The sequence below is a fragment of the Tardiphaga sp. 839_C3_N1_4 genome (genome assembly GCF_051811045.1).
Lineage (GTDB): Bacteria > Pseudomonadota > Alphaproteobacteria > Rhizobiales > Xanthobacteraceae > Tardiphaga.
In genome coordinates, this window is the sequence record NZ_JBPWQD010000001.1 from 2,873,534 (window position 1) to 2,893,024 (window position 19,491).

General features: G+C 61.8%; 17 protein-coding genes and 1 riboswitch. Of the genes, 4 read left to right on the top strand and 13 right to left on the bottom strand.

The window, feature by feature from the left end:
- Positions 1-168 precede the first annotated feature (168 nt).
- A complete protein-coding gene (locus tag AB8A38_RS13810; protein WP_439086326.1) occupies positions 169-1,914 on the top strand; it encodes an ABC transporter ATP-binding protein/permease in 1,746 nt (581 codons plus the stop codon).
- A gap of 117 nt (positions 1,915-2,031) precedes the next feature.
- On the opposite strand, the gene AB8A38_RS13815 is transcribed toward AB8A38_RS13810, so the two are convergent.
- From AB8A38_RS13815 to AB8A38_RS13840, 6 genes are all read right to left on the bottom strand, one after another.
- On the bottom strand, positions 2,032-2,544 hold the full coding sequence (locus AB8A38_RS13815; RefSeq protein ID WP_089261937.1) for an HPP family protein: 513 nt from the start codon (positions 2,542-2,544) through the stop codon (positions 2,032-2,034).
- 68 nt (positions 2,545-2,612) lie between these two features.
- Positions 2,613-3,605: a TorF family putative porin gene (locus tag AB8A38_RS13820; protein ID WP_315840764.1), complete on the bottom strand. Its 993-nt coding sequence runs from the start codon at positions 3,603-3,605 to the stop codon at positions 2,613-2,615.
- A gap of 467 nt (positions 3,606-4,072) precedes the next feature.
- Positions 4,073-4,666, bottom strand: a complete 594-nt coding sequence (locus tag AB8A38_RS13825; RefSeq protein ID WP_089261941.1) for a hypothetical protein — start codon at positions 4,664-4,666, stop codon at positions 4,073-4,075.
- A 113-nt stretch (positions 4,667-4,779) separates the two neighbouring features.
- On the bottom strand, positions 4,780-6,093 hold the full coding sequence (gene glcF / locus AB8A38_RS13830) for a glycolate oxidase subunit GlcF (RefSeq protein ID WP_315840762.1): 1,314 nt from the start codon (positions 6,091-6,093) through the stop codon (positions 4,780-4,782).
- 12 nt (positions 6,094-6,105) lie between these two features.
- Positions 6,106-7,344: an FAD-binding protein gene (locus AB8A38_RS13835; protein WP_439086327.1), complete on the bottom strand. Its 1,239-nt coding sequence runs from the start codon at positions 7,342-7,344 to the stop codon at positions 6,106-6,108.
- Between the two features lie 12 nt (positions 7,345-7,356).
- Positions 7,357-8,850, bottom strand: coding sequence for an FAD-linked oxidase C-terminal domain-containing protein (locus AB8A38_RS13840; RefSeq protein ID WP_439057263.1), 1,494 nt, complete (start codon positions 8,848-8,850; stop codon positions 7,357-7,359).
- 193 nt (positions 8,851-9,043) lie between these two features.
- Between AB8A38_RS13840 and cycA the strand changes: the two genes are divergently transcribed.
- On the top strand, positions 9,044-9,439 hold the full coding sequence (gene cycA / locus AB8A38_RS13845) for a cytochrome c-550 CycA (RefSeq protein WP_115034028.1): 396 nt from the start codon (positions 9,044-9,046) through the stop codon (positions 9,437-9,439).
- A gap of 62 nt (positions 9,440-9,501) precedes the next feature.
- On the opposite strand, the gene AB8A38_RS13850 is transcribed toward cycA, so the two are convergent.
- The 5 genes from AB8A38_RS13850 to AB8A38_RS13870 form a co-directional block, all read right to left on the bottom strand.
- Positions 9,502-10,176: a TetR/AcrR family transcriptional regulator gene (locus AB8A38_RS13850; protein WP_175366435.1), complete on the bottom strand. Its 675-nt coding sequence runs from the start codon at positions 10,174-10,176 to the stop codon at positions 9,502-9,504.
- Positions 10,177-10,348: 172 nt separating this feature from the next.
- Positions 10,349-10,666 carry an AzlD family protein gene (locus AB8A38_RS13855; protein ID WP_439086328.1) on the bottom strand — a complete coding sequence of 106 codons (318 nt, stop codon included), beginning with the start codon at positions 10,664-10,666 and terminating at the stop codon, positions 10,349-10,351.
- Positions 10,663-11,412 (bottom strand): AzlC family ABC transporter permease, encoded by a 750-nt coding sequence (locus tag AB8A38_RS13860; protein WP_439086329.1) that lies wholly within the window; start codon positions 11,410-11,412, stop codon positions 10,663-10,665. The genes AB8A38_RS13855 and AB8A38_RS13860 overlap by 4 nt, the downstream gene beginning before the upstream one ends.
- A gap of 165 nt (positions 11,413-11,577) precedes the next feature.
- Positions 11,578-12,702, bottom strand: coding sequence for a ribonucleotide-diphosphate reductase subunit beta (locus AB8A38_RS13865; protein WP_439086330.1), 1,125 nt, complete (start codon positions 12,700-12,702; stop codon positions 11,578-11,580).
- A gap of 155 nt (positions 12,703-12,857) precedes the next feature.
- Positions 12,858-15,797, bottom strand: coding sequence for a ribonucleoside-diphosphate reductase subunit alpha (locus AB8A38_RS13870; RefSeq protein ID WP_439086331.1), 2,940 nt, complete (start codon positions 15,795-15,797; stop codon positions 12,858-12,860).
- Positions 15,798-15,916: 119 nt separating this feature from the next.
- Positions 15,917-16,131: riboswitch (cobalamin riboswitch) on the bottom strand.
- Positions 16,132-16,320: 189 nt separating this feature from the next.
- Here AB8A38_RS13870 and AB8A38_RS13875 point away from each other — a divergent pair.
- Positions 16,321-16,506, top strand: a complete 186-nt coding sequence (locus tag AB8A38_RS13875; protein WP_315840755.1) for a hypothetical protein — start codon at positions 16,321-16,323, stop codon at positions 16,504-16,506.
- A gap of 6 nt (positions 16,507-16,512) precedes the next feature.
- Here the strand turns inward: AB8A38_RS13875 and AB8A38_RS13880 are convergent, their stop codons facing one another.
- A complete protein-coding gene (locus AB8A38_RS13880) occupies positions 16,513-17,472 on the bottom strand; it encodes a GlxA family transcriptional regulator (protein ID WP_439086332.1) in 960 nt (319 codons plus the stop codon).
- A 172-nt stretch (positions 17,473-17,644) separates the two neighbouring features.
- Here AB8A38_RS13880 and AB8A38_RS13885 point away from each other — a divergent pair, with 172 nt between their 5' ends.
- The gene (locus tag AB8A38_RS13885; protein WP_439086333.1) at positions 17,645-18,286 is read left to right on the top strand and encodes an HD domain-containing protein; all 642 of its coding nucleotides are present in this window, start codon (positions 17,645-17,647) and stop codon (positions 18,284-18,286) included.
- Here AB8A38_RS13885 and AB8A38_RS13890 read toward each other — a convergent pair.
- A complete protein-coding gene (locus tag AB8A38_RS13890) occupies positions 18,258-19,454 on the bottom strand; it encodes a glycosyltransferase family 87 protein (protein WP_439086334.1) in 1,197 nt (398 codons plus the stop codon). The genes AB8A38_RS13885 and AB8A38_RS13890 overlap by 29 nt on opposite strands.
- Between the last annotated feature and the right edge of the window lie 37 nt (positions 19,455-19,491).

Sequence of the window (19,491 nt, forward strand, 5' to 3'; positions counted from 1 at the left end):
CATAAGCTACGCGAAGGCGAGGCCCCCATGCCTCGCTTTTGGTGATGCTAGGGTGAATCACAGTTTCGCGACAAGGTGCCGCAGGCCATCAAACCAGCTACTTTAGTCTAAACGCTGGAATTCATTTCTGATCTTAAGGGCTTAGAGCCCTCCTCCCGGAGACGACCTGTGAATAACATCCGCTCCACGCTCGCGACCGTTTGGCGGATCGCGGTTCCTTATTTTCGTTCCGAGGACAAATGGGCGGGACTCGGCCTCCTCACGGCGGTGATCGCCATCGAGCTGGCGGTGGTCGGTCTCAGCGTTTTGTTCAATCGCTGGAACAACACCTTCTACAACGCACTGCAGGACAGAAACCTCGACGTCTTCACCTATCAGCTCGCTTACTTCAGCGTGCTTGCGGCGATCAACATCGCACTCAAGGTCTATCAGCTCTACCTCAACCAGTGGCTCCAGATCCGCTGGCGGCGCTGGATGACCGAGCGCTATCTCGGCAACTGGCTCGCCGACGCCAACCACTATCGCATGCAGCTGCAGGGCGACGCTGCCGACAACCCGGATCAGCGCATCGCCGAAGACGTGAAGCTGTTCGTGGAGAAGACGCTCGACATCGGCATCGGCCTGCTGAGTTCGGTCGTCACGCTGTTCTCCTTCGTGATCATCCTGTGGGGCCTGTCCGACGCGGCACCGCTGCATGTGTTCGGTCGGGATATCCCGATCCCCGGCTATCTCGTCTGGGGCGCACTCGTCTATGCCGTGATCGGCACTGCGCTGACGCACTATATCGGCGCTCCATTGATGGCACTGAATTTCCAGCAGCAGCGCTATGAAGCGGACTTCCGCTTCAATCTGGTGCGTGCGCGCGAAAATGCCGAGCAGATCGCTCTGCTGCGCGGCGAACCGGTCGAGCGCCAGCGACTCTCGACCCGCTTCCAGCTGGTTGTCGGCAACTGGATCGACATCATGCGCCGCACCAAGAAGCTGACATCCTTCACGGTCAGCTATCAGCAGATCGCGATCATCCTGCCCTATGTTCTGGTCGCACCGGCCTATTTTGCGGAGAAGGTCCAGCTCGGCGCCGTGATGCAGACCGCGGATGCGTTCGGCACCGTGCAGGGTGCGCTTTCATTCTTCGTCACGGCCTATCGCACACTGGCGGAATGGCAGTCCGGCGTGATGCGCCTTGATGGCTTCGAGACAGCCATTGCCAATGTACAGGCGCTGACGACCAAGGCCGATATCGTTCACGCCACTGAGACCGGCACCATTGACATCGCGCTGAGCGATCTGACGCTCACCCTCCCCAATGGCGCTCCCATGGTGCAGACGCCGGGCTTCAGCTTCCGCCGCGGGGAACGCACGCTGTTTACGGGCCCATCGGGCTCCGGAAAATCCACGCTGTTTCGCGCCATCGCCGGCATCTGGCCATTCGGCAAGGGCAAGATCTCGATCCCCGCGGATGCGGCGATCATGATGCTGCCGCAGCGGCCGTATTTCCCGGTCGGCACGCTGCAGGATGCGGTGGCTTATCCTGCCGGGACCGACGCGTTCAGCCCAGAGGAAGTCGCCGATGCAGTCAGGGCCGTGGGTCTGCCTGCGCTGGCGACCCGGCTTGACGAAGATGGCCACTGGAATCGCATGCTGTCGCTCGGTGAACAACAGCGTCTCGGCGTCGCCCGCGCGCTGCTGCAAAAGCCGCAATACCTCTTCCTTGACGAGGCGACCGCATCGCTCGACGAGCCCTCGGAAGAAGCACTTTATCGGCTGCTCGAAGACAAGCTGCCTGACACGACCATCGTATCGATCGGCCATCGCAACACGCTCGATGACTTGCATCAGCGCAAGGTGTCGCTGACGCGGTCCGGCGATCACTTCGCGCTGGGAGATGCAAAGGCCAGGACGGAAACCGCCTGAGGCGTGACGCGCCCCGCTAAAGCCGTTTCCGTTCCGATGGAATCGGAACGGGGCTCTAGCTTCTTGTTTGACGCGTTTTCTTAACGCGAACCGATACCCACTTCGCTCGAAAACGCTCTAAAGCCAGTGCCGCGGCCAGTCGCGGCCTGCCGCATAGCGATGCCAGACAAACGTGAAGCTCGCGAGCAGCAGCGCGCCGACCAGCACCGGCGCGAGCAGGAACGTCCACGGTAGTGCGTGAGACACGACAAGCAACGGATTGATCCCGGCAGGCGGGTGGAATGTGCCGGTGACATACATCGCCAGCACGGCGAGGCCGACGGCCATGGCGGCGGCCCAGGCATGGGGGCCAGTCAGCTTGAGCACCGCGAGCCCTACCAGTGTCGCGACGATGTGTCCGCCGACCAAAGCGCGCGGCTGCGCCGGCTCGGCTTCGGGTGAGCCGATCACGAGGACGATCGAGGTCGCAAAAGGGATGATGACCAGCGGATAATGCGCAACGGCCGAGAAGAACTCCATCACACCGATGGCAATCCCCGCCCCCAGCCCGGCAACGGCACCGGCCAGCGCATTGCGATGATTGTTGCGACGGATCGTTTTCGCTGCGCGCCGCAACCAGTCCCGATTCATGAAGCCCTATCCCAAAAGAAAAGGGGCGGCAGATTGCTCTGCCGCCCCTTCGATCTCAGTCGAAGTTCTTACTTCAGGTTCGACATCGCGGTCAGGTCAGCCGAGAGCTTGACGATGCCGGTCGCGCCACACCAGCTCGAGCCAGCGCCCGACGGGTTGATCGCGGTCACGTTGTTCGTGCCCGAAGCAGTGAAGTCCGAGGTGAAGGCGTTGCAATCACCCTTGGACAGGTTGGTGTCCGAGTAACGCAGGTCCAGCGTGAAGACCTTGTAGGTGAAGCCGATGCCGATGTTCCAAGTGTTGTAGTCGGCATACTTGATGCCGTTCGGGAACTGAGCGGTACCGTAGAAGGCATCCGAGGTGCCCAGCCACTGACGACCGAACTCACCCGAGACGTAGGAGCCGATGCCGGTCGAACCGAACCAGGTCGACGGCGCGATCACCTTACCGGTGATCGAAGCGTAGGTGCCATCAGCGCCGGTGTTCAGGAAGTTCGGCGAGTAGAAAGCGTTACCGCCGAGCGAGAAGTAGTCGTTGAAGGTGTAGTTCACCTTCGCGTAACCCTCGTAGAAGCTGACGTTCTTCTTCATGACGTTGAAGGCAGGACCAGCAACGTTCGAGCCGACCGGGCACACGCCGCCGCCGCCAACGACGGAGTCGATGCACTGGCCACCCGGATAACCGTAGTACCAGAAGCCGAAGTCGAACGCGGCTGCGCCCCAGGTCGGGCGGATACCGAAGTAGCCGTCGAGCTCCATGGAAGCGCGGTTGGTGAACGAGATGCTCTCACCGGCGACACCAGCGTAGATCTGAACGTCCTTGGTGATGTTGTAGCGCGGCTCGAAGTAAGCTGCGACCGAGCCCTTCTGGCCGTTGGACTGGGTGATACCACGGAACACGTAGTTGCTCATGATCGCGCTGCCGAACGCGATGTCCCAAGGATCGTAGGCAGCCACGATCGGCGGCGCCTTCTTGTACATCTTCGCGCCCAGATCGGCTGCGGAAGCCGAGCTCATCCCCATGGCGAGCACCGCAGCAGAGGCGACAACAATCTTCTTCATGACATTCCCCATCACTTTTGAAACCAGAGGCAGTTCCGTGTCCGAAAGACGGCGAGACCGCGAAATTCATCGACTGAACGCAACTTTGAGGCGCAAAGCCGGAGTGGTGAAGGAAAAAAAACGAGCAAGTGCCGCCTAAATAGGCGTTCTGACGTTTCCGTGAGAGGTTGTGGCGCGGTGTTGCAAAAGCACAACGTTTTTGGAGGGATTCCAGCCCGAAAATACCACCACGGGGAATTACCACTGACTGGGAATTGTGGATTGCCGTCCCTGGAGCGGTTAACAGGTGCCCGGTCAGAGCCTCCGGGCCGACGACCAGTCGAATCGCCTGCAAATTCAGGACACCCGGGCATCGGTTGAAATACGCATGCGCGACAGAGCCAGACCAAGCAAAAACCGCAGCGGCGAGCGCTGCGGTTTTCCGGAGTTTATTGGCGAGTCAGGAACGCCGACTTGATCCGGTCCGACTATCTGGTTTCGTCGTGATCGGGCGACGTATCGCCAGGAGATTCGATTGCCGTCGTCTCGCCTGAAGAATGTCCTTCGACCGGTGACGGATCAGGCTCCGGCGTCGCCCAGCTCGGTGTCTCAGCGATTGCCGGTGCGACCGGCTTGGGCTTGGGAGCACGCGGCTTGCGCGGCGGCTTCGGCGGCAGCGCAACCGGCGCTGGAGCTTCTGTCACAGCGGGTGCGGGCGCCGTGCTCGACAACAGCGTAGAAGGAACCTTCACGGACTTCTTGGCAGCTTTCTTCGGCGTTGCTTTCTTGGCAGCCTTTTTCGGCGCAGCCTTCTTCACTGCCTTCTTGGCGGGAGCTTTCTTCGGCGCCTTCTTGGCAGATTTCTTCGCGGCTTTCTTGACAGTCTTCTTGGTGGCTTTCTTGGCCGCCTTCTTCACCGTCTTCTTGGCTGATTTCTTCGCAGCCTTCTTGGCCGCTTTCTTCACAGCCTTCTTCGCGGATTTCTTGACTGACTTCTTGGAGGACTTCTTCGCGGGTTTCGCCGCCGTCAAAAGCTTCTTCTGCTTTTTCTTGTCCTTCTTCGACTTCTTGCCTTTAGCCATCGTGGTCCTCCTGTTGGCGCCGATCCAAAAGGGACCGGCGTTTCAAGTCTTCCGCGCCAGCACATGGCCAGTTTAACGCGGGGCCGGTGTCACAAATAGGTGTCACAATTAGATCAGTTCAATCCTGGCCTGGGACCGCCTGTCGCCCAATCGAGTAGCTCAATCGTATGTACGACCGGGACTGACGTCCCTCCGGCGATCTGAACCATGCAGCCGATGTTGCCGGCAGCGATGATATCCGGCTTGACCATCGCGATGTTGGCGACCTTTCGATCGCGCAACCGGCTCGCAATATCAGGCTGGAGAATGTTGTACGTCCCCGCCGAACCGCAACACAAATGGCTCTCTGGGATATCTTTCACCACGAATCCATTCTTGGAAAGCAATTCTTTGGGAGCGTGTGTGATTTTCTGCCCATGCTGCAGCGAACACGCCGAGTGATAGGCGACGACGAGGTCGCTTTGTTTGTCAGGCTTCGGCAGATCCATGGCGCTGACATACTCGCTGATATCCTTCGCCAGCGCAGAGACCTTGGCGGCCGGCGCGGCAAACTCCGGATCCTCGCGCAGCATGTAGCCATAGTCCTTGATAACGGTTCCACAGCCGGACGCCGTGACCAGGATGGCGTCGAGACCGCCCCGGTCTGCCTCCCCGAGCCAGACGCCGATATTGGCCCTGGCCCGCGCCAGCGCATCCCGGTCGCGGCCGAGATGATGGGTCAGCGCACCGCAGCACTGTTCGTCCCGGACCAGCACGACCTCGACGCCATGACGGGTCAAAAGGCTGATAGCAGCCTGGTTGATTCGCGGCGCCAGCACCTGCTGGGCACAGCCCTGCAGGAGTGCGACCCGGCCACGGCGAGCACCGATCGCGGGAAAAACGCTGCCACCCGATGGACCGGCGGCGGGTAACTGCTTCGGCGCCATGGTCAGCATCGCCTTCACGCGGCTAAGCAGGTTCGGGTTGGATTGCTTGCTGGTCGAGGGCAGCAGCGCCCCCAGCGGCCGCGCCAGCCGGGCCATGGTCATGCTCAGGCGAAACAGACCGGGACGCGGCAGCACCCAGGCCAGCACGTCACGCAGCAACCGCTCGGAGAGCGGCCGTCTGTAGTCCTTCTCGATCTTCACCCGCGCCTGATCGACCAGATGCATGTAATTCACGCCGGACGGGCAGGTCGTCATGCAGGCGAGGCAAGAGAGGCAACGATCGACATGCTTGACCACCTCCTGCGTCGGCTTCTGATCCTTTTCCAGCATCTCCTTGATCAGGTAGATACGGCCGCGCGGACTATCGAGTTCGTCGCCAAGCAGCACATAGGTCGGACAGGTCGCCGTGCAGAAACCGCAATGCACGCATTTGCGCAGGATCTTGTCGGCCTCGGCAATATCCGGATCGGCCAGTTGGGTCGGGGTGAATTCGGTTTTCATGTCGCAAGTCTTTCAAGTACCAAGGCCACGCGACATCCGGCCGCGATTGAGAATGGTCTTCGGATCGAAACTGTTACGCACGCGCTCGCCGAGCGCCGCGATGCCTTTGGGCTGCGGATGAAACACGTCAATGGCACGGCGCACATCTTCCGGCGCGCGGATCAGCGTCGCATGGCCACCGGCTGCATTGACCAGCTTGCGGAGTTGCGCTGCTTGCGCATCGGCCGATGGCGGTAGTGCCGCCCAAATCAACCCGCCGCCCCAGTCATAGATGACCTCGCCTTGCGAGCCTTTGGCGATAGCTTGGCCAAGCGCACCGCCGGATGCCGGCGGCGTCACGATGCGCCAGACCGGCCACATCGCACGCGGCCCGCTCGCTGCGAATGGCGTTACGTCACGGACAGCCGCCCACAATACCGCGGACGCAGCGTCTTCAAGTATCCCAGCCACGCCGAATGGCTTCAGCGTCGCGCTCAGTGACACCGCACGCTGCGACGCGGACGGGGTGATGCCTTCAAGGCGGATCAGCGTGGCCGACTGGTCGGGCGACGCGATTTCGCCAAGCGCGCCCTGCGTGGTGCGCAACGCCGAGCCGGGCAGATGCGCGGCACCTGACACATCGAAGGGCGACCCCAGCGCCGCGGTCATCGCCTTGTTCGCTGCGATATCATCGAGTCCGCGCAGCACCAGCGTGCGCTCGCTCTCCGCCCGCGGCATCACCTTGAGGGTCAATTCCGTCATCACGGACAGCGTGCCCCACGCGCCGGCGAGCAGCTTGCAGACGTCATAGCCGGTGACGTTCTTCACTACCCGGCCGCCAGCCTTGTAGCTGTCGCCGAAGCCTGACACTGCATGCACGCCAAGCAGATGATCGCGCGCACCGCCGGCCTGAATGCGCCGCGGCCCGGCGAGCCCGGCCGAGATCATGCCGCCGATGGTGCCGATATCCGGCGTGCCCAGGAGCTGTGACGTGTTCATCGGCTCGAACGAAAACTGCTGATTCTTGGAATCGATCAGCGACAGCACGTCGGCCATCGGAGCACCGGCCTGTACGGTGAGGATCAATTCGTTCGGCTCATAGGACGTCACCGCATTCAGCGCCGACAGATCGAGCACCGCATTGGTCGCAATGGGCTGGCCGATCGTGCGCTTGCTGCCATGACCGATGATTTCCAGCGGCTGCTCGCTTGCAATTGCCGCGCGCACCGCCTGCTCGACGTCCTGAGCGTCTCTGACTTTCAAAATATCCACGGATGCGTCCAACTAAAATCGCGGCAGATCAGGGAAAGCGAGCTTGCCGCCATGTACGTGCACACGGCCGAGTTCGGCACAGCGATGCAATGTCGGGAACACCTTGCCGGGATTGAGCAGACCCTGCGCGTCGAACGCGCATTTGATGCGCTGCTGCTGGTTGAGATCGACCTCGCTGAACATCTCCGGCATCAGGTCGCGCTTCTCGATGCCGACGCCGTGCTCGCCGGTCAGCACGCCGCCGACCTCGACGCACAGTCTCAGAATATCTGCGCCGAAATCCTCTGCGAGCTGCAACTCGCCGGGCTTGTTCGCATCGTACAGGATCAACGGATGCAGATTACCATCGCCGGCGTGAAACACGTTTGCGACGCCAAGACCGTATTTTGCTGACATCTCCTTCATGCGGCGTAGCACCAGCGGCAAGGCCGCACGCGGAATCGTGCCGTCCATGCAGAGATAGTCCGGCGAGATACGACCCACGGCAGGGAATGCCGCCTTGCGGCCAGACCAGAACAGCAGGCGTTCCTGTTCGGAGGTCGATATCTGGCAGGTGGTCGAGCCGCAGCCGAGCGCTATCTTCTCGACGCGCTTGATAAGTTCGTCGACCTCGACGCCAGGGCCATCGAGTTCAATAATTAAGAGCGCTTCGACATCGAGCGGATAGCCCGCATGCACGAACGCTTCCGCGGCATGGATCGCCGGCTTGTCCATCATCTCCATGCCGCCGGGAATGATGCCGGCGCTGATGACATCGGCAACGCACTGGCCGGCCTGCTCGACCTCGGCAAAGCCGATCATCAGCGCACGCGCCGTTTCCGGCTTCTGCAGGATACGCACGGTGATTTCGGTGATGACACCCAGCAGACCTTCGGAGCCGGTGATGATCCCCATCAGGTCGTAGCCCGATGTCTCTGCGGTCTTGCCGCCAACGCGAATGACTTCGCCCGACATCAATACAATCTCGCAGCCGAGCAGATTGTTGGTGGTCATGCCGTATTTGAGGCTGTGCACGCCGCCGGAATTCTCCGCGACATTGCCGCCAATCGAGCACGCGATCTGCGACGACGGATCCGGCGCGTAGTAGAAGCCTGCATGCGCCACCGCCTGGCTGATGGCGAGATTGGTGACGCCGGGCTCGACGACAACGGCGCGGTTGTCGAAATCGATCTCGCGCACACGCTTGAACTTACCGAGACCAAGCAGCACCGCATCGGCCAGCGGCAGCGCGCCACCGGATAATGACGTGCCCGAGCCGCGCGGCACTACCTTGATGCCGTTCTCGTGACAATATTTTAGAACTTTGGAGACCTGTTCAGTCGTATCGGGCAACACGACGACCATCGGCGGCTGGCGATAAGCCATCAACCCATCCGACTCATAGGGCAGCATTTCCGCAGCGCTGGAAATCACACCCTCACCCGGCACCAGCTTGTGCAGCGCAGCGACAATGGCCTCGCGCCTTGCGAGGACAGCCTGATCCGGCGCGGGCATCATGATGGTCATTGAACGCGCACTCCCGAAGATCGCAGCGATCACTCGGCTGCTTTGCCATGAATCAACCACGTCCGTGCGGCTTTGGGTAGCTTACCAAAGTGTGACGTGCCGGGACGCGCGGCAGCCGCCATCGCACTTGTGGACTACTCGGAGCGTGTGCAACAAACTAAGCTGGAAAGCCAACCAACAAAAAGAGCCATCCATGAAGTCTGTCACTTTCGGCGCCCTGATCGTTCTTGCCGCCTCGACCGCCTCCTCCTTCGCACTTGCACAGGACGTCGCCGCCGGGAAATCTTCCTTCAACAAGTGCCTCGCCTGCCACGCCGTTGGCGAAAACGCCAAGAACAAGGTCGGTCCGGAACTCAACGGGTTGAACGGCCGCAAATCCGGCACCGCCGAAGGCTATTCCTACTCGGACGCCAACAAGAATTCCGGCATCACCTGGGATGAAGCGACATTCAAGGAATACATCAAGGACCCGAAGGCCAAGATCCCGGGCACCAAGATGGCCTTTGCCGGCATCAAGAAGGAATCCGAGGTCAACGACCTCTGGGCCTTCCTCGCGCAGTTCGACAAGGACGGCAAAATCAAGCCGTAAGCGCTGAAGCCTTTTGGTTTGACGCGTTTTCTTGATGCGAACCGGTGCCCACTGAAAACGCGCTAGGCGCCGGCCGCCATCTTAGTCGGCAGCACGGCCTGCACCACAAGCCCGCGTGCGCGGGCATCCATCACGCCGACGGCGCGCAGCGCCAGCAGCGTGACGGTCTGCACCGCGTCGCGCAGCTTGGCCTGATCTTCAAGATTGTCAGGCGCCATCGGCCCGACCAGCGCTTCATGCAACGCGCCGAGCAGTGCAGCGGCTGCGAGCGCCGTGTCCTGCGCCGGCAAATGACCGGCGCGAATAGCGGCCGCAATGCGGGATTCGACTTCGCCGGCGATCTCGCGGCGGCTGGCCAGCCGCGACTCCGTCACATCGACCTCGACCGGCTCGGCCAAGATGCCCCACGACAATTTGCGGTGAGAGACGACATGCACGGCCACTGTGGTCACCGCAGCGGCGAGCGCCGATGACGGTCCCGGCGCGGCATCCGCTGCACGGCGGATCGCGGCGAGTTCGTCGCGCGAGACGTCAGCGATGAGTTCGGAAATCAGGTCGGCCTTGGACGGGAAATACCGATAAACCGTGCCCGCTGCGACATTGGCACGAACAGCAACCGGCGCGATCTGAACCGCCGCCATGCCACCTTCGGCACAGGTTTCGCGTGCCGCCGCCAGAATGGCGCTACGTCGCGCCGCAAGTCGCTTCACGACTTGATGGGTCCGTCGGTAAACCATGAGCGTTCTCGTCCCGGGCACCCCTTGGCCAACCTGACGGCTGTCACAAATAAGGCGCGTAACTTCAAGGTTTTGAGCGAGCTGCGAGGTGCCCGCGATAAGAACTGAACACTAGTTCAGACTCGTTGACAAGGTGTTTTGCGCATGGCGGGATTCAACTTTTCGGGTAGGCCTAGCCGCCGAATCCGAGCGCGCGGGCAGCCGCAGCCACTGCCATCCCGGTGATGACGGCAATGAAGTCGTTGCGGCGGATGATGGTCACGGCCATCGCGGCCAGAATGGCGAATACCACCACCGGCCCGCCATTGACGGCCACTGGCAGCGCGGCAGCAACAATGATCGAGCCGGGCAATGCGTCGAGCATCCGCCGCACCCGCGGCGTCACGTTGACGTAACCCATGAGCCAGTAGCCAGCGAGGCGCGAGGCCGCCGTGACCGCGGTCATGACAGCAAACGCAATCATGACATCACTGCGCAAAAATTCCGTCATGCGGGCACGTCCGTCGAACGTTGCGGCTCGGGCTCATCCATCAGCCCGGCACTAATCGCACCGGACAGCGCACCGGCGATGATGAACCACCAGCCGGGCACCAACCAATGCACCACCAGAGCCACGACGCCCGAGACGACCCACGGGATAGCGCGGCGCGGGCCCTTCCAGGCAGGAACCAGCATCGCGGCATAAAACGCCGGCATCACCAGATCGACGCCGTATTTTCTGGGATCGGTGAGTTGTTCGGCCAGCAAGAAGCCGGGGATGGCCGAAAACAGCCAGGTGAAATACAGCACGATGCCGCCGCCGAGATAGAACGACGCATCGGCGCCGCCGTGATCGCGGTAGCGCATCGCCGCGAGCCAGCCACCATCGGTGACCAGCAGCATCGACGGATAGGCCTGCCAGGCCGGCAGCGTACCGAACCACGGCCGCAGTGTCGCACTCATCAGAAAGAAGCGAATGTTCACGGTGAGTGTGAGCAGCGCCAACGTCGCGATCGCACCCGGTGTCAGCACGTCAGGCCATGACTGCATCGCAACAAATTGCGACAGTCCGCCATAGACCGTGGCCATCATCACTTCGACTTCGACGAGCGAGAGGTTCTTCTGCGCACACAGCGCGCCGAAGGCCATGCCGAAAGCCAGCGTACCCGGCAGCATCGGGCCGATGGCCACGATGCCGGGCAGAATGGCGGCGCGTGACCAGTAGGCTGGTGCTTTCGGGATATGGGTGGCGTGCATGGCGCGATCCGTGTTTTGGCAGCATGGGTGCTGCCATCACACGACCGGGTCAAGTCATCGCCGCCTCATGCGCGCCATGCAGCGCTGCGTGAGACGAAAGGCTGAGATCTTTCTAGTGGCGCATGATCCTGTCCGAAAACCGGCTTCCACTTTTCGGGATCATGCTCACTCCCAGCTGAGTGCACCGCCGTTCTGATATTCGATCACCCGCGTCTCGAAGAAGTTCTTCTCCTTCTTCAGGTCCATGGCTTCCGACATCCATGGGAACGGATTTTCCGTCTCAACGAATACCGGCGCGAGGCCGATCTGCGCGCAGCGGCGGTTGGCGATGAAGTGCATATAGGTTTCGCACAGCGCCGCATTCAGTCCGAGGAAACCGCGCGGCATGGTATCCCGCCCATAGGCCGCCTCGAGCTCGGCGGCCGTGCGGATCATGTCGCGGATTTCCTCCTGGAACGCTTTTGTCCAGAGGTGCCGATTCTCGATCTTGATCTGGTTGATGACGTCGATGCCGAAGTTCAGGTGGATCGATTCATCGCGCAGGATGTATTGATACTGTTCAGCGATCCCGACCATCTTGTTACGACGGCCGAGCGACAGGATCTGCGCAAAGCCCGTATAGAACCACATGCCCTCGAAGATCACATAGAAGGCCACGAGATCGCGCATGAAGGCCTGATCGGTTTCGGGCGTGCCGGTCTTGAAATCGGGATCGTCGAGATGCTGGGTGTGCTTGAGCGCCCAGGCCGCCTTCTCGGTGATCGAGGGCACCTCGCGATACATGTTGAACAGCTCGCCCTCGTCGAGGCCGAGGCTTTCCACGATGTACTGGAACGTGTGCGTATGCACCGCCTCCTCGAAGGACTGGCGCAGCAGATATTGCCGGCATTCGGGATTGGTGAGGTGGCGATAGATCGCCAGCACGATGTTGTTGGCGACGAGCGACTCGGACGCGGCGAAGAAGCCCAGATTGCGCTTGATGGCGCGACGCTCGTCCTCGGTGAGGCCGTCGCGCGACTTCCACAGCGCGATGTCGGCCTGCATGGAGACTTCGGTGGGCATCCAGTGATTGTTGCAGCCGGCGAGATATTTCTCCCAGGCCCATTTGTATTTCAGCGGCAGCAGCTGATTGACGTCGGCGCGGCAGTTGATCATGCGCTTTTCATCGACGGAGACGCGGCCGCCGGAGCGGTCGATGGTGCCGAGGCCGGTGGCGTCGGTGGGCGCTTCGGGGAGCGGGATGAATGCGCGGGACTTGGGGGCGGAGGAGGTGTCGGACCAGTCGAGCATTTTGTAGTTCCTTCGAAGATCAATCTCAGCCCTCATGGTGAGGAGCCGGCCGCTTGGCCGGCGTCTCGAACCATGGGAGCTTGGCGCCATCCTTCGAGACGCCGCTGCGCGGCTCCTCAGGATGAGGGACGGAGTGAGTGGATGGAGGGCGCGCCTTACTGGCACGCCTCGCATTCGGGATTGTCGATCGAGCACGCCATCGCGACATTGAGCTCGGGCGCCGTGAGATCCGACGACTTCACCAGGATCGGCGTCGCGCTCGCTTTCACCGGCGCTGCCGACACACCAGCGGAGACCGCATTGAGCTTGCCGTCGGTGCCCTTGAGCGTCGACTTCTCCACATGGGTCGCGCTGCGCGAGCGCAGGTAGTAGGTCGTCTTCAGACCGCGCGCCCAAGCCAGGCGATAGAGCTGATCCAGCTTCTTGCCCGATGGATTGGCGATGTAGAGATTGAGCGACTGCGCCTGATCGATCCACTTCTGCCGGCGCGAGGCCGCCTCGATCAGCCATGCGCTGTCGATCTCGAACGAGGTCGCATAAAGCGCCTTGAGATCGCTCGGCACGCGGTCGATGGATCCGACGCTGCCGTCGAAATATTTCAGATCCGAGACCATCACCTCGTCCCACAGCCCGCGCTTCTTGAGATCACGCACCAAAAACGCGTTCACGACGGTGAAATCGCCCGACATGTTCGATTTCACATAGAGGTTCTGATAGGCCGGCTCGATTGACTGCGCGACGCCGCAGATGTTGGAGATCGTGGCCGTCGGCGCGATCGCCATCACGTTGGAATTGCGCATGCCGGTGGTCTTCACGCGCTCGCGCAATGTGGTCCAGTCGAGCGTCGCGGAACGATCCATCTCAAGGCCACCGCGGGCATCGGCCACCAGGTCGATGGAATCGATCGGCAGGATGCCGCGGCTCCAGAGTGAACCGTCGAAGGACGGATAGCGACCGCGTTCGGCGGCGAGATCCACCGAGGCCGAGATGGCGTGATAGGCGATCGCCTCCATGCTGGTGTCGGCGAATGCGACGGCAGCATCCGACGCCATCGCGAGACCCAGCGTATGCAGGGCATCCTGATGGCCCATCAGGCCGAGACCGACCGGACGATGCTTGAGGTTCGAGCGGCGCGCTTCCGGGATGGTGTAGAAATTGATGTCGATGACATTGTCGAGCATGCGCATCGCTGTCGTCACCGTGCGCTGCAGGCGGGCGTGATCGATGCCCTGCTCGGTCACGTGATGCAGCAGATTGACCGAGCCGAGATTGCAGACGGCGACTTCGTCATCCGACGTGTTCAGCGTGATCTCGGTGCAGAGATTCGACGAGTGGATGACGCCGGCATGCTGCTGCGGCGAACGCAGGTTGCAGGGATCCTTGAAGGTGATCCAGGGATGGCCGGTCTCGAACACCATGGTGAGCATGCGGCGCCACAGATCGGTGGCGCGCACGGTCTTGTAGACGCGCATCTCGCCGCGCGCCGCCTTGGCCTCATAGGCGGCGTAACGCTCGGCAAACGGCTTGCCATAGAGATCGTGCAGGTCCGGCGTTTCGTCCGGCGAGAACAGCGTCCAGTCGCCGTCCTGCTCGACGCGCTGCATGAACAGGTCGGGCACCCAGTTGGCGGTGTTCATGTCATGGGTGCGGCGGCGGTCGTCGCCGGTGTTCTTGCGCAGATCGAGGAATTCCTCGATGTCCACATGCCAGGTTTCGAGATAGGCGCAGACGGCGCCCTTGCGCTTGCCGCCCTGATTGACGGCAATCGCCGTGTCATTGGCGACTTTCAGGAATGGCACCACGCCCTGGCTCTCGCCATTGGTACCCTTGATGTGGGCGCCGAGGCCGCGGACGCGGGTCCAGTCATTGCCGAGGCCGCCGGAATATTTGGCCAGCAGCGCATTGTCCTTCACCGACTTGAAGATGCCGTCGAGATCGTCGGCTACGGTCGTGAGGAAGCAGGACGACAGCTGCGGACGCAGCGTGCCCGAATTGAACAGCGTCGGCGTCGAGGCCATGAAGTCGAACGACGACAGCAGATTGTAGAATTCGATGGCGCGGGCTTCGCGGTCGATCTCGCGTAGCGCGAGGCCCATGGCTACGCGCATGAAGAAGGCCTGGGGCAGTTCGATGCGATTGCCCTGCACATGCAGGAAGTAGCGGTCATAGAGCGTCTGCAGGCCCAGGAACTGGAACTGAAGGTCCCCTTCCGGCTTCAGCGCGGCAGCGATTCGCTTGAGATCGAAGCGCGCGAGTTCGGGATCGAGCAGCTCCGCCGCAATGCCGGTCTTGATATAGGCGCTGAAATATTCGGCGTAACGCGTCGTCATATCGGCCTGTGACGCGTGGGTCGGGCTGCCGTGAACGAAGGACAGAACTTCGGTGCGCAGCTTGTCGAGGAGCAGGCGGGCGCTGACAAAGGTGTAGTTCGGCTCCTGCTCCACCAGCGTGCGCGCGGCCATGATGCCGGCCAGTGCCAGTTCATCCAGCGTGATGCCGTCATAGAGATTGCGGCGGGTTTCCTCGAGCACCGGGGCGGCATCGACTCCGTCGAGACCGGCGCAGGCCTCGTTGACGATCAGCGCCAGACGCGCCGAATCGAGCGGCGCACGGGTGCCGTTGGCGAGCGTGACATGCAGCACCGGTGCGGTGGAGACGAGCGCCGGCTTGGCGGCCAGTTCCTCGGCGCGGGTCCGCGCGCGTTCTTCGCGATACAGCACATAGGCGCGGGCCACCTTGTGGTGCTCGCTGCGCATCAGCGCCAGTTCCACCTGATCCTGGACGTCCTCGATATGGAAGGTGCGGCCTTCACTGACGCGGCGCGTCAGCGCCGCCACGACTTCGCCGGTCAGTTGTTCCACCGCCTCATGGACGCGGCGCGACGCCGCTGCCGTGTGGCCCTCGACCGCAAGGAAAGCCTTGGTCATGGCCACGGAAATCTTGCTGCCGTCGAAGGGAGATACGGTGCCGTTGCGCCGGATGATCTGCATTGAGGGTTCGCGCGCAGGCGCAGCGAGCGTTTCCGGCGACAGTTGAATCAGCGGCGCATGAGCCGCATCGCGTCCGTTGGACAAAACAGAAGATGAAGTAGGCATCGGCAAGACCCCGTGTGATGCATCAAGCAATGGGGGCTGGGGCCGAAAGGACGCTGCAAAATACACGGCGGAGATCCGCCGGCATTGCCTGCAAGCGACCGCTGGGACACCCCGCCCATGGACGTTCTGGTGTCGCGGCAGGTCTCCTGGCTCGCAGGTCAATGTCTGTTTCAGCCTTCCCGACGCTTGCGCATCAGTGACTTCGATCGAAACAGACTCACTGCTTACAGTTGCGGGGGCAGCGCCGGAATATGACGCAAAACAACGTCTTTACCGGCTTCCCTCTTAGCCACCAAGTCTTGCGACAGGGCGGACCGTGACGTCTACATTTGGTGTTACCCGCGGTGAAGTGTCAAGCGAGCATTGGCGCCGAACGCAACAAATTCGGTAGGGCTGTTGGTTCAGTGGACAACCGCTTGCGTGGCGGAAACCGCGGGGTCGTTGGCCGTTTCTGAACGATGCGATTCGTTGTCCGAAAGGACCGTGAGGCGCAAAACACCGTCATCAACCGATGGAGGATGCGATGCGCAACCTGGTAACGACCACTGAGAGGATCAAACTCAACGCTTTCGTCGAGCATCCGGGCGCACTCGCGGCGTTCGAGACGACGGAGCAGACCGCCCGGCGCCGGCTCGACGAGATGCTGAACGAGGCGCTGATGGACAGCTTCCCCGCCAGCGATCCGATTTCTTCGCTGCAACTCGCCTGAGCAGAATCAGACCGCGCGAAAGCTGGCCCGATACTGGCTGGGCGTCAGGCCGAGCCGTCGTACGAACACCTGACGCATATGTTCGGCGGTGGTGAAACCGGATTCATAAGCCACGACTTTCAGCGGCAGATCGCTGCCTTCGAGGCGGTTACGCGCCGTGTCGATCCTAGCGCCTTCGACAAAATCCGCCGGAGTCATCCTTGTTTCCTGCTTGAATGTCCGCGCGAAAGTCCGCGCGCTCATGCCCGCCACATCGGCCAGTTCGTCCACGCTGTGCGCATCGCGCAGATGGGCCATCACATGGGCATGAACTCGCGCGATCGGCGAGCCCGACTCGGCCGGCGGCACCAGATAGGGACTGAATTGCGACTGACCACCCTGGCGCTGCGCGACAACGACAAGACGCTTGGCCACGGCCAGCGCGACCTCCGCGCCATGATCTTCCTGGACCAGAGCAAGACCCAGATCGATGCCTGCGGTGACGCCGGCCGACGTCACCAGGGCGCCGTCACGACTATAGATGCGGTCGAACTCCACATGCGCTTTGGGGAAACGCAGCGCCAATAGCGGCGCATTCTGCCAGTGTGTCGTCACCGTCTTGTCGTCGAGCAAGCCTGCATGGCCGAGCGCGAATGCCCCGGTGCACACCGAACCATAACGCTCCGCATGGAGCGCCGCATTGGCCAGCCACTGTGTAAGCTGCGGATCGGCTTCAGCCGTCGGCAGCCCCGGCCCGCCGGCCATCAGAACCAGATCCCAGGGTTTGTCCGCGTCACTGAACGTCAGATCAGCGGACATCCTCAGGCCGTTCGATGCACGCAGCGGCGCGCAGTCTGCAGCGACAAGTGTGATGTCGTAGCCGTCGCCCGGCGCGACGAAGCCATTGGCCTCCATGAACACATCGAGCGGACCGGCCACATCCAGCGACTGGACGCCGGGGAATATCGCGAGGGCAACGCTCTTCATGGTGAGGCTTCATTCCAATGGCGAGGACAGGCCCAGGTCATTCTGAACAGATAGTCGTCTTGCGGCAGGAAATCACGGGTGAATGGCAGTCTCGAAGGTGGCCGGGCGATTGAGGATACAACGCGCCGGGGCGACAAGGGTGGATGACAATCCAGATTGCAAGGAGCATCCCATGAGCAAGACCATAGCCGGCATCAAAGTGCCAGACAGCGCCCTCGCCCGCCAAGTCGATCAACTGGTGCGCGATACCGAAAGCGATCTTCTGTATCATCACTCCAATCGGGTTTTCCTGTTCGGCGCGCTCGCCGGGCAGCGCAAGGGTCTCAAGGTCGATTCCGAGTTACTTTATGTCGGCGCGATGTTTCACGACATGGGCCTGCAGGCGCCTTATGCGAGCAAGGAGGAACGCTTCGAGGTCGATGGCGCGAATGCTGCCGCGGACTTTCTACGCAACCACAGGATTGATGAGCGCGACATCGACGATGTCTGGGACGCCATCGCGCTTCACACGACACCGGGCATTCCCAAGCACAAGCGGCCCGTGGTGGCGCTCGTGACAGCGGGTGTCGAGATGGATGTGCTGGGTCTTGAGTACGACGCCTTCACCGATCATCAGCGCCACGAAGTGTGTGCCTGCCATCCGCGCGGCCATGACTTCAAGAACGGCATCATCGATGCATTCGCTGCAGGGACGATCCACAAGCCCGAGACCACCTTCGGCAACGTCAAGGCCGACGTGCTCGACCTCCGCGACCCCACTTACAAGCGCGCGAATTTCTGCAGCATCATTCTGAACTCGGCGTGGAGCGAATAGCCTCCCGCACACGCATGGCGATCAACGCTGCCACCAGCAGCGTTGCGCCGAAGCCAGTTGGCGCGCCGAGAAATGGATAGGCGATCAGCAGCGCAGCAGCGAGACCGAGCACCGGCAGTTCGTGACGGCGAAAGCCTTCCGCGAGACCTATACGGGCGATGAAGCCGATGGCAATCGCAAGCACCATCACGTCGTACAGGAAAAGGTAGGGCGTCGTGAGCAAGGCGCCGACTGCCAGCGCAGCGGCTTTCAGCTCGTAGCGCACGCTGCTGCGCCACACCGGCACCAGCGCCGCTACGACAGCACCAATCATGATCCACTGAAACGTCCAGGCCAGCGGCTCGCTACCGTCGAAATAGCGCACCAGTGCGAAGATGCTCTGCATCTTGCCCCATGGCGCGCGGCCTTCGGTAAGGAAGGCCTGCGAGAACATCGGCATCCAGTGAATAAAGGCCTGCCAACTCTCGGTGCCGAAAGCGAGCCACGACACCGCGGCCAGCAGCGCGGTGGTGATGCCTGCGCTGACGAACGCCTTCCATTGTGACACCGCGATCAGCATCAGCGGAAACAGAAATCCGTATTGCGGCTTGTAGCTGAGCAGGCCCAGACAGATCCCCGACAGGATCGGCCGCGTCGGCAGCAGCACCAGCATGCCGCCGATCAGCGCCGCTGTCAGAAATCCGTTCTGCCCGACAAGGCCGTTGGTCATCACCACCGGAAAAGCCGCAGCCAATAAAAGGCCAAAGGGACGACCGACGATCGCACGCATCGCCGCCAGATACGGCACGAAGCTGACTGCAGCCCAGCCGGCAAAGGCCACGGCATAAGGCAGCTTTGCGAGCAGTGCCGCGATGAACAGGAACGGCGGCGGATAGTGCCAGGCGAAATTTCCGGGATAGCTCTGACCGAGAACAGCGATCTGGACCTTTTTCTGGATGTCCCAGTCATAGGCCCAGGCCGGATGACCATCGAGCACCAATCGCCCGGCAGACCACACATTGACGAAATCGGTGGGCGAGCCGAGGCCGTCTTCATAGATCCAGCCGCGACCGTAGAAGGTCGGGAAGAAGGCGAGATGCAACATCGCCAGGATGATGCAGACGACCAACAGCGCCGGCGGAATTGGGCCACGCTCGGGTGTCGAAGTCATCGTGAGCGGCGCTGGCATAGGGTCCCCAATGCGCATCAAGGGCGCCGGGCGACAG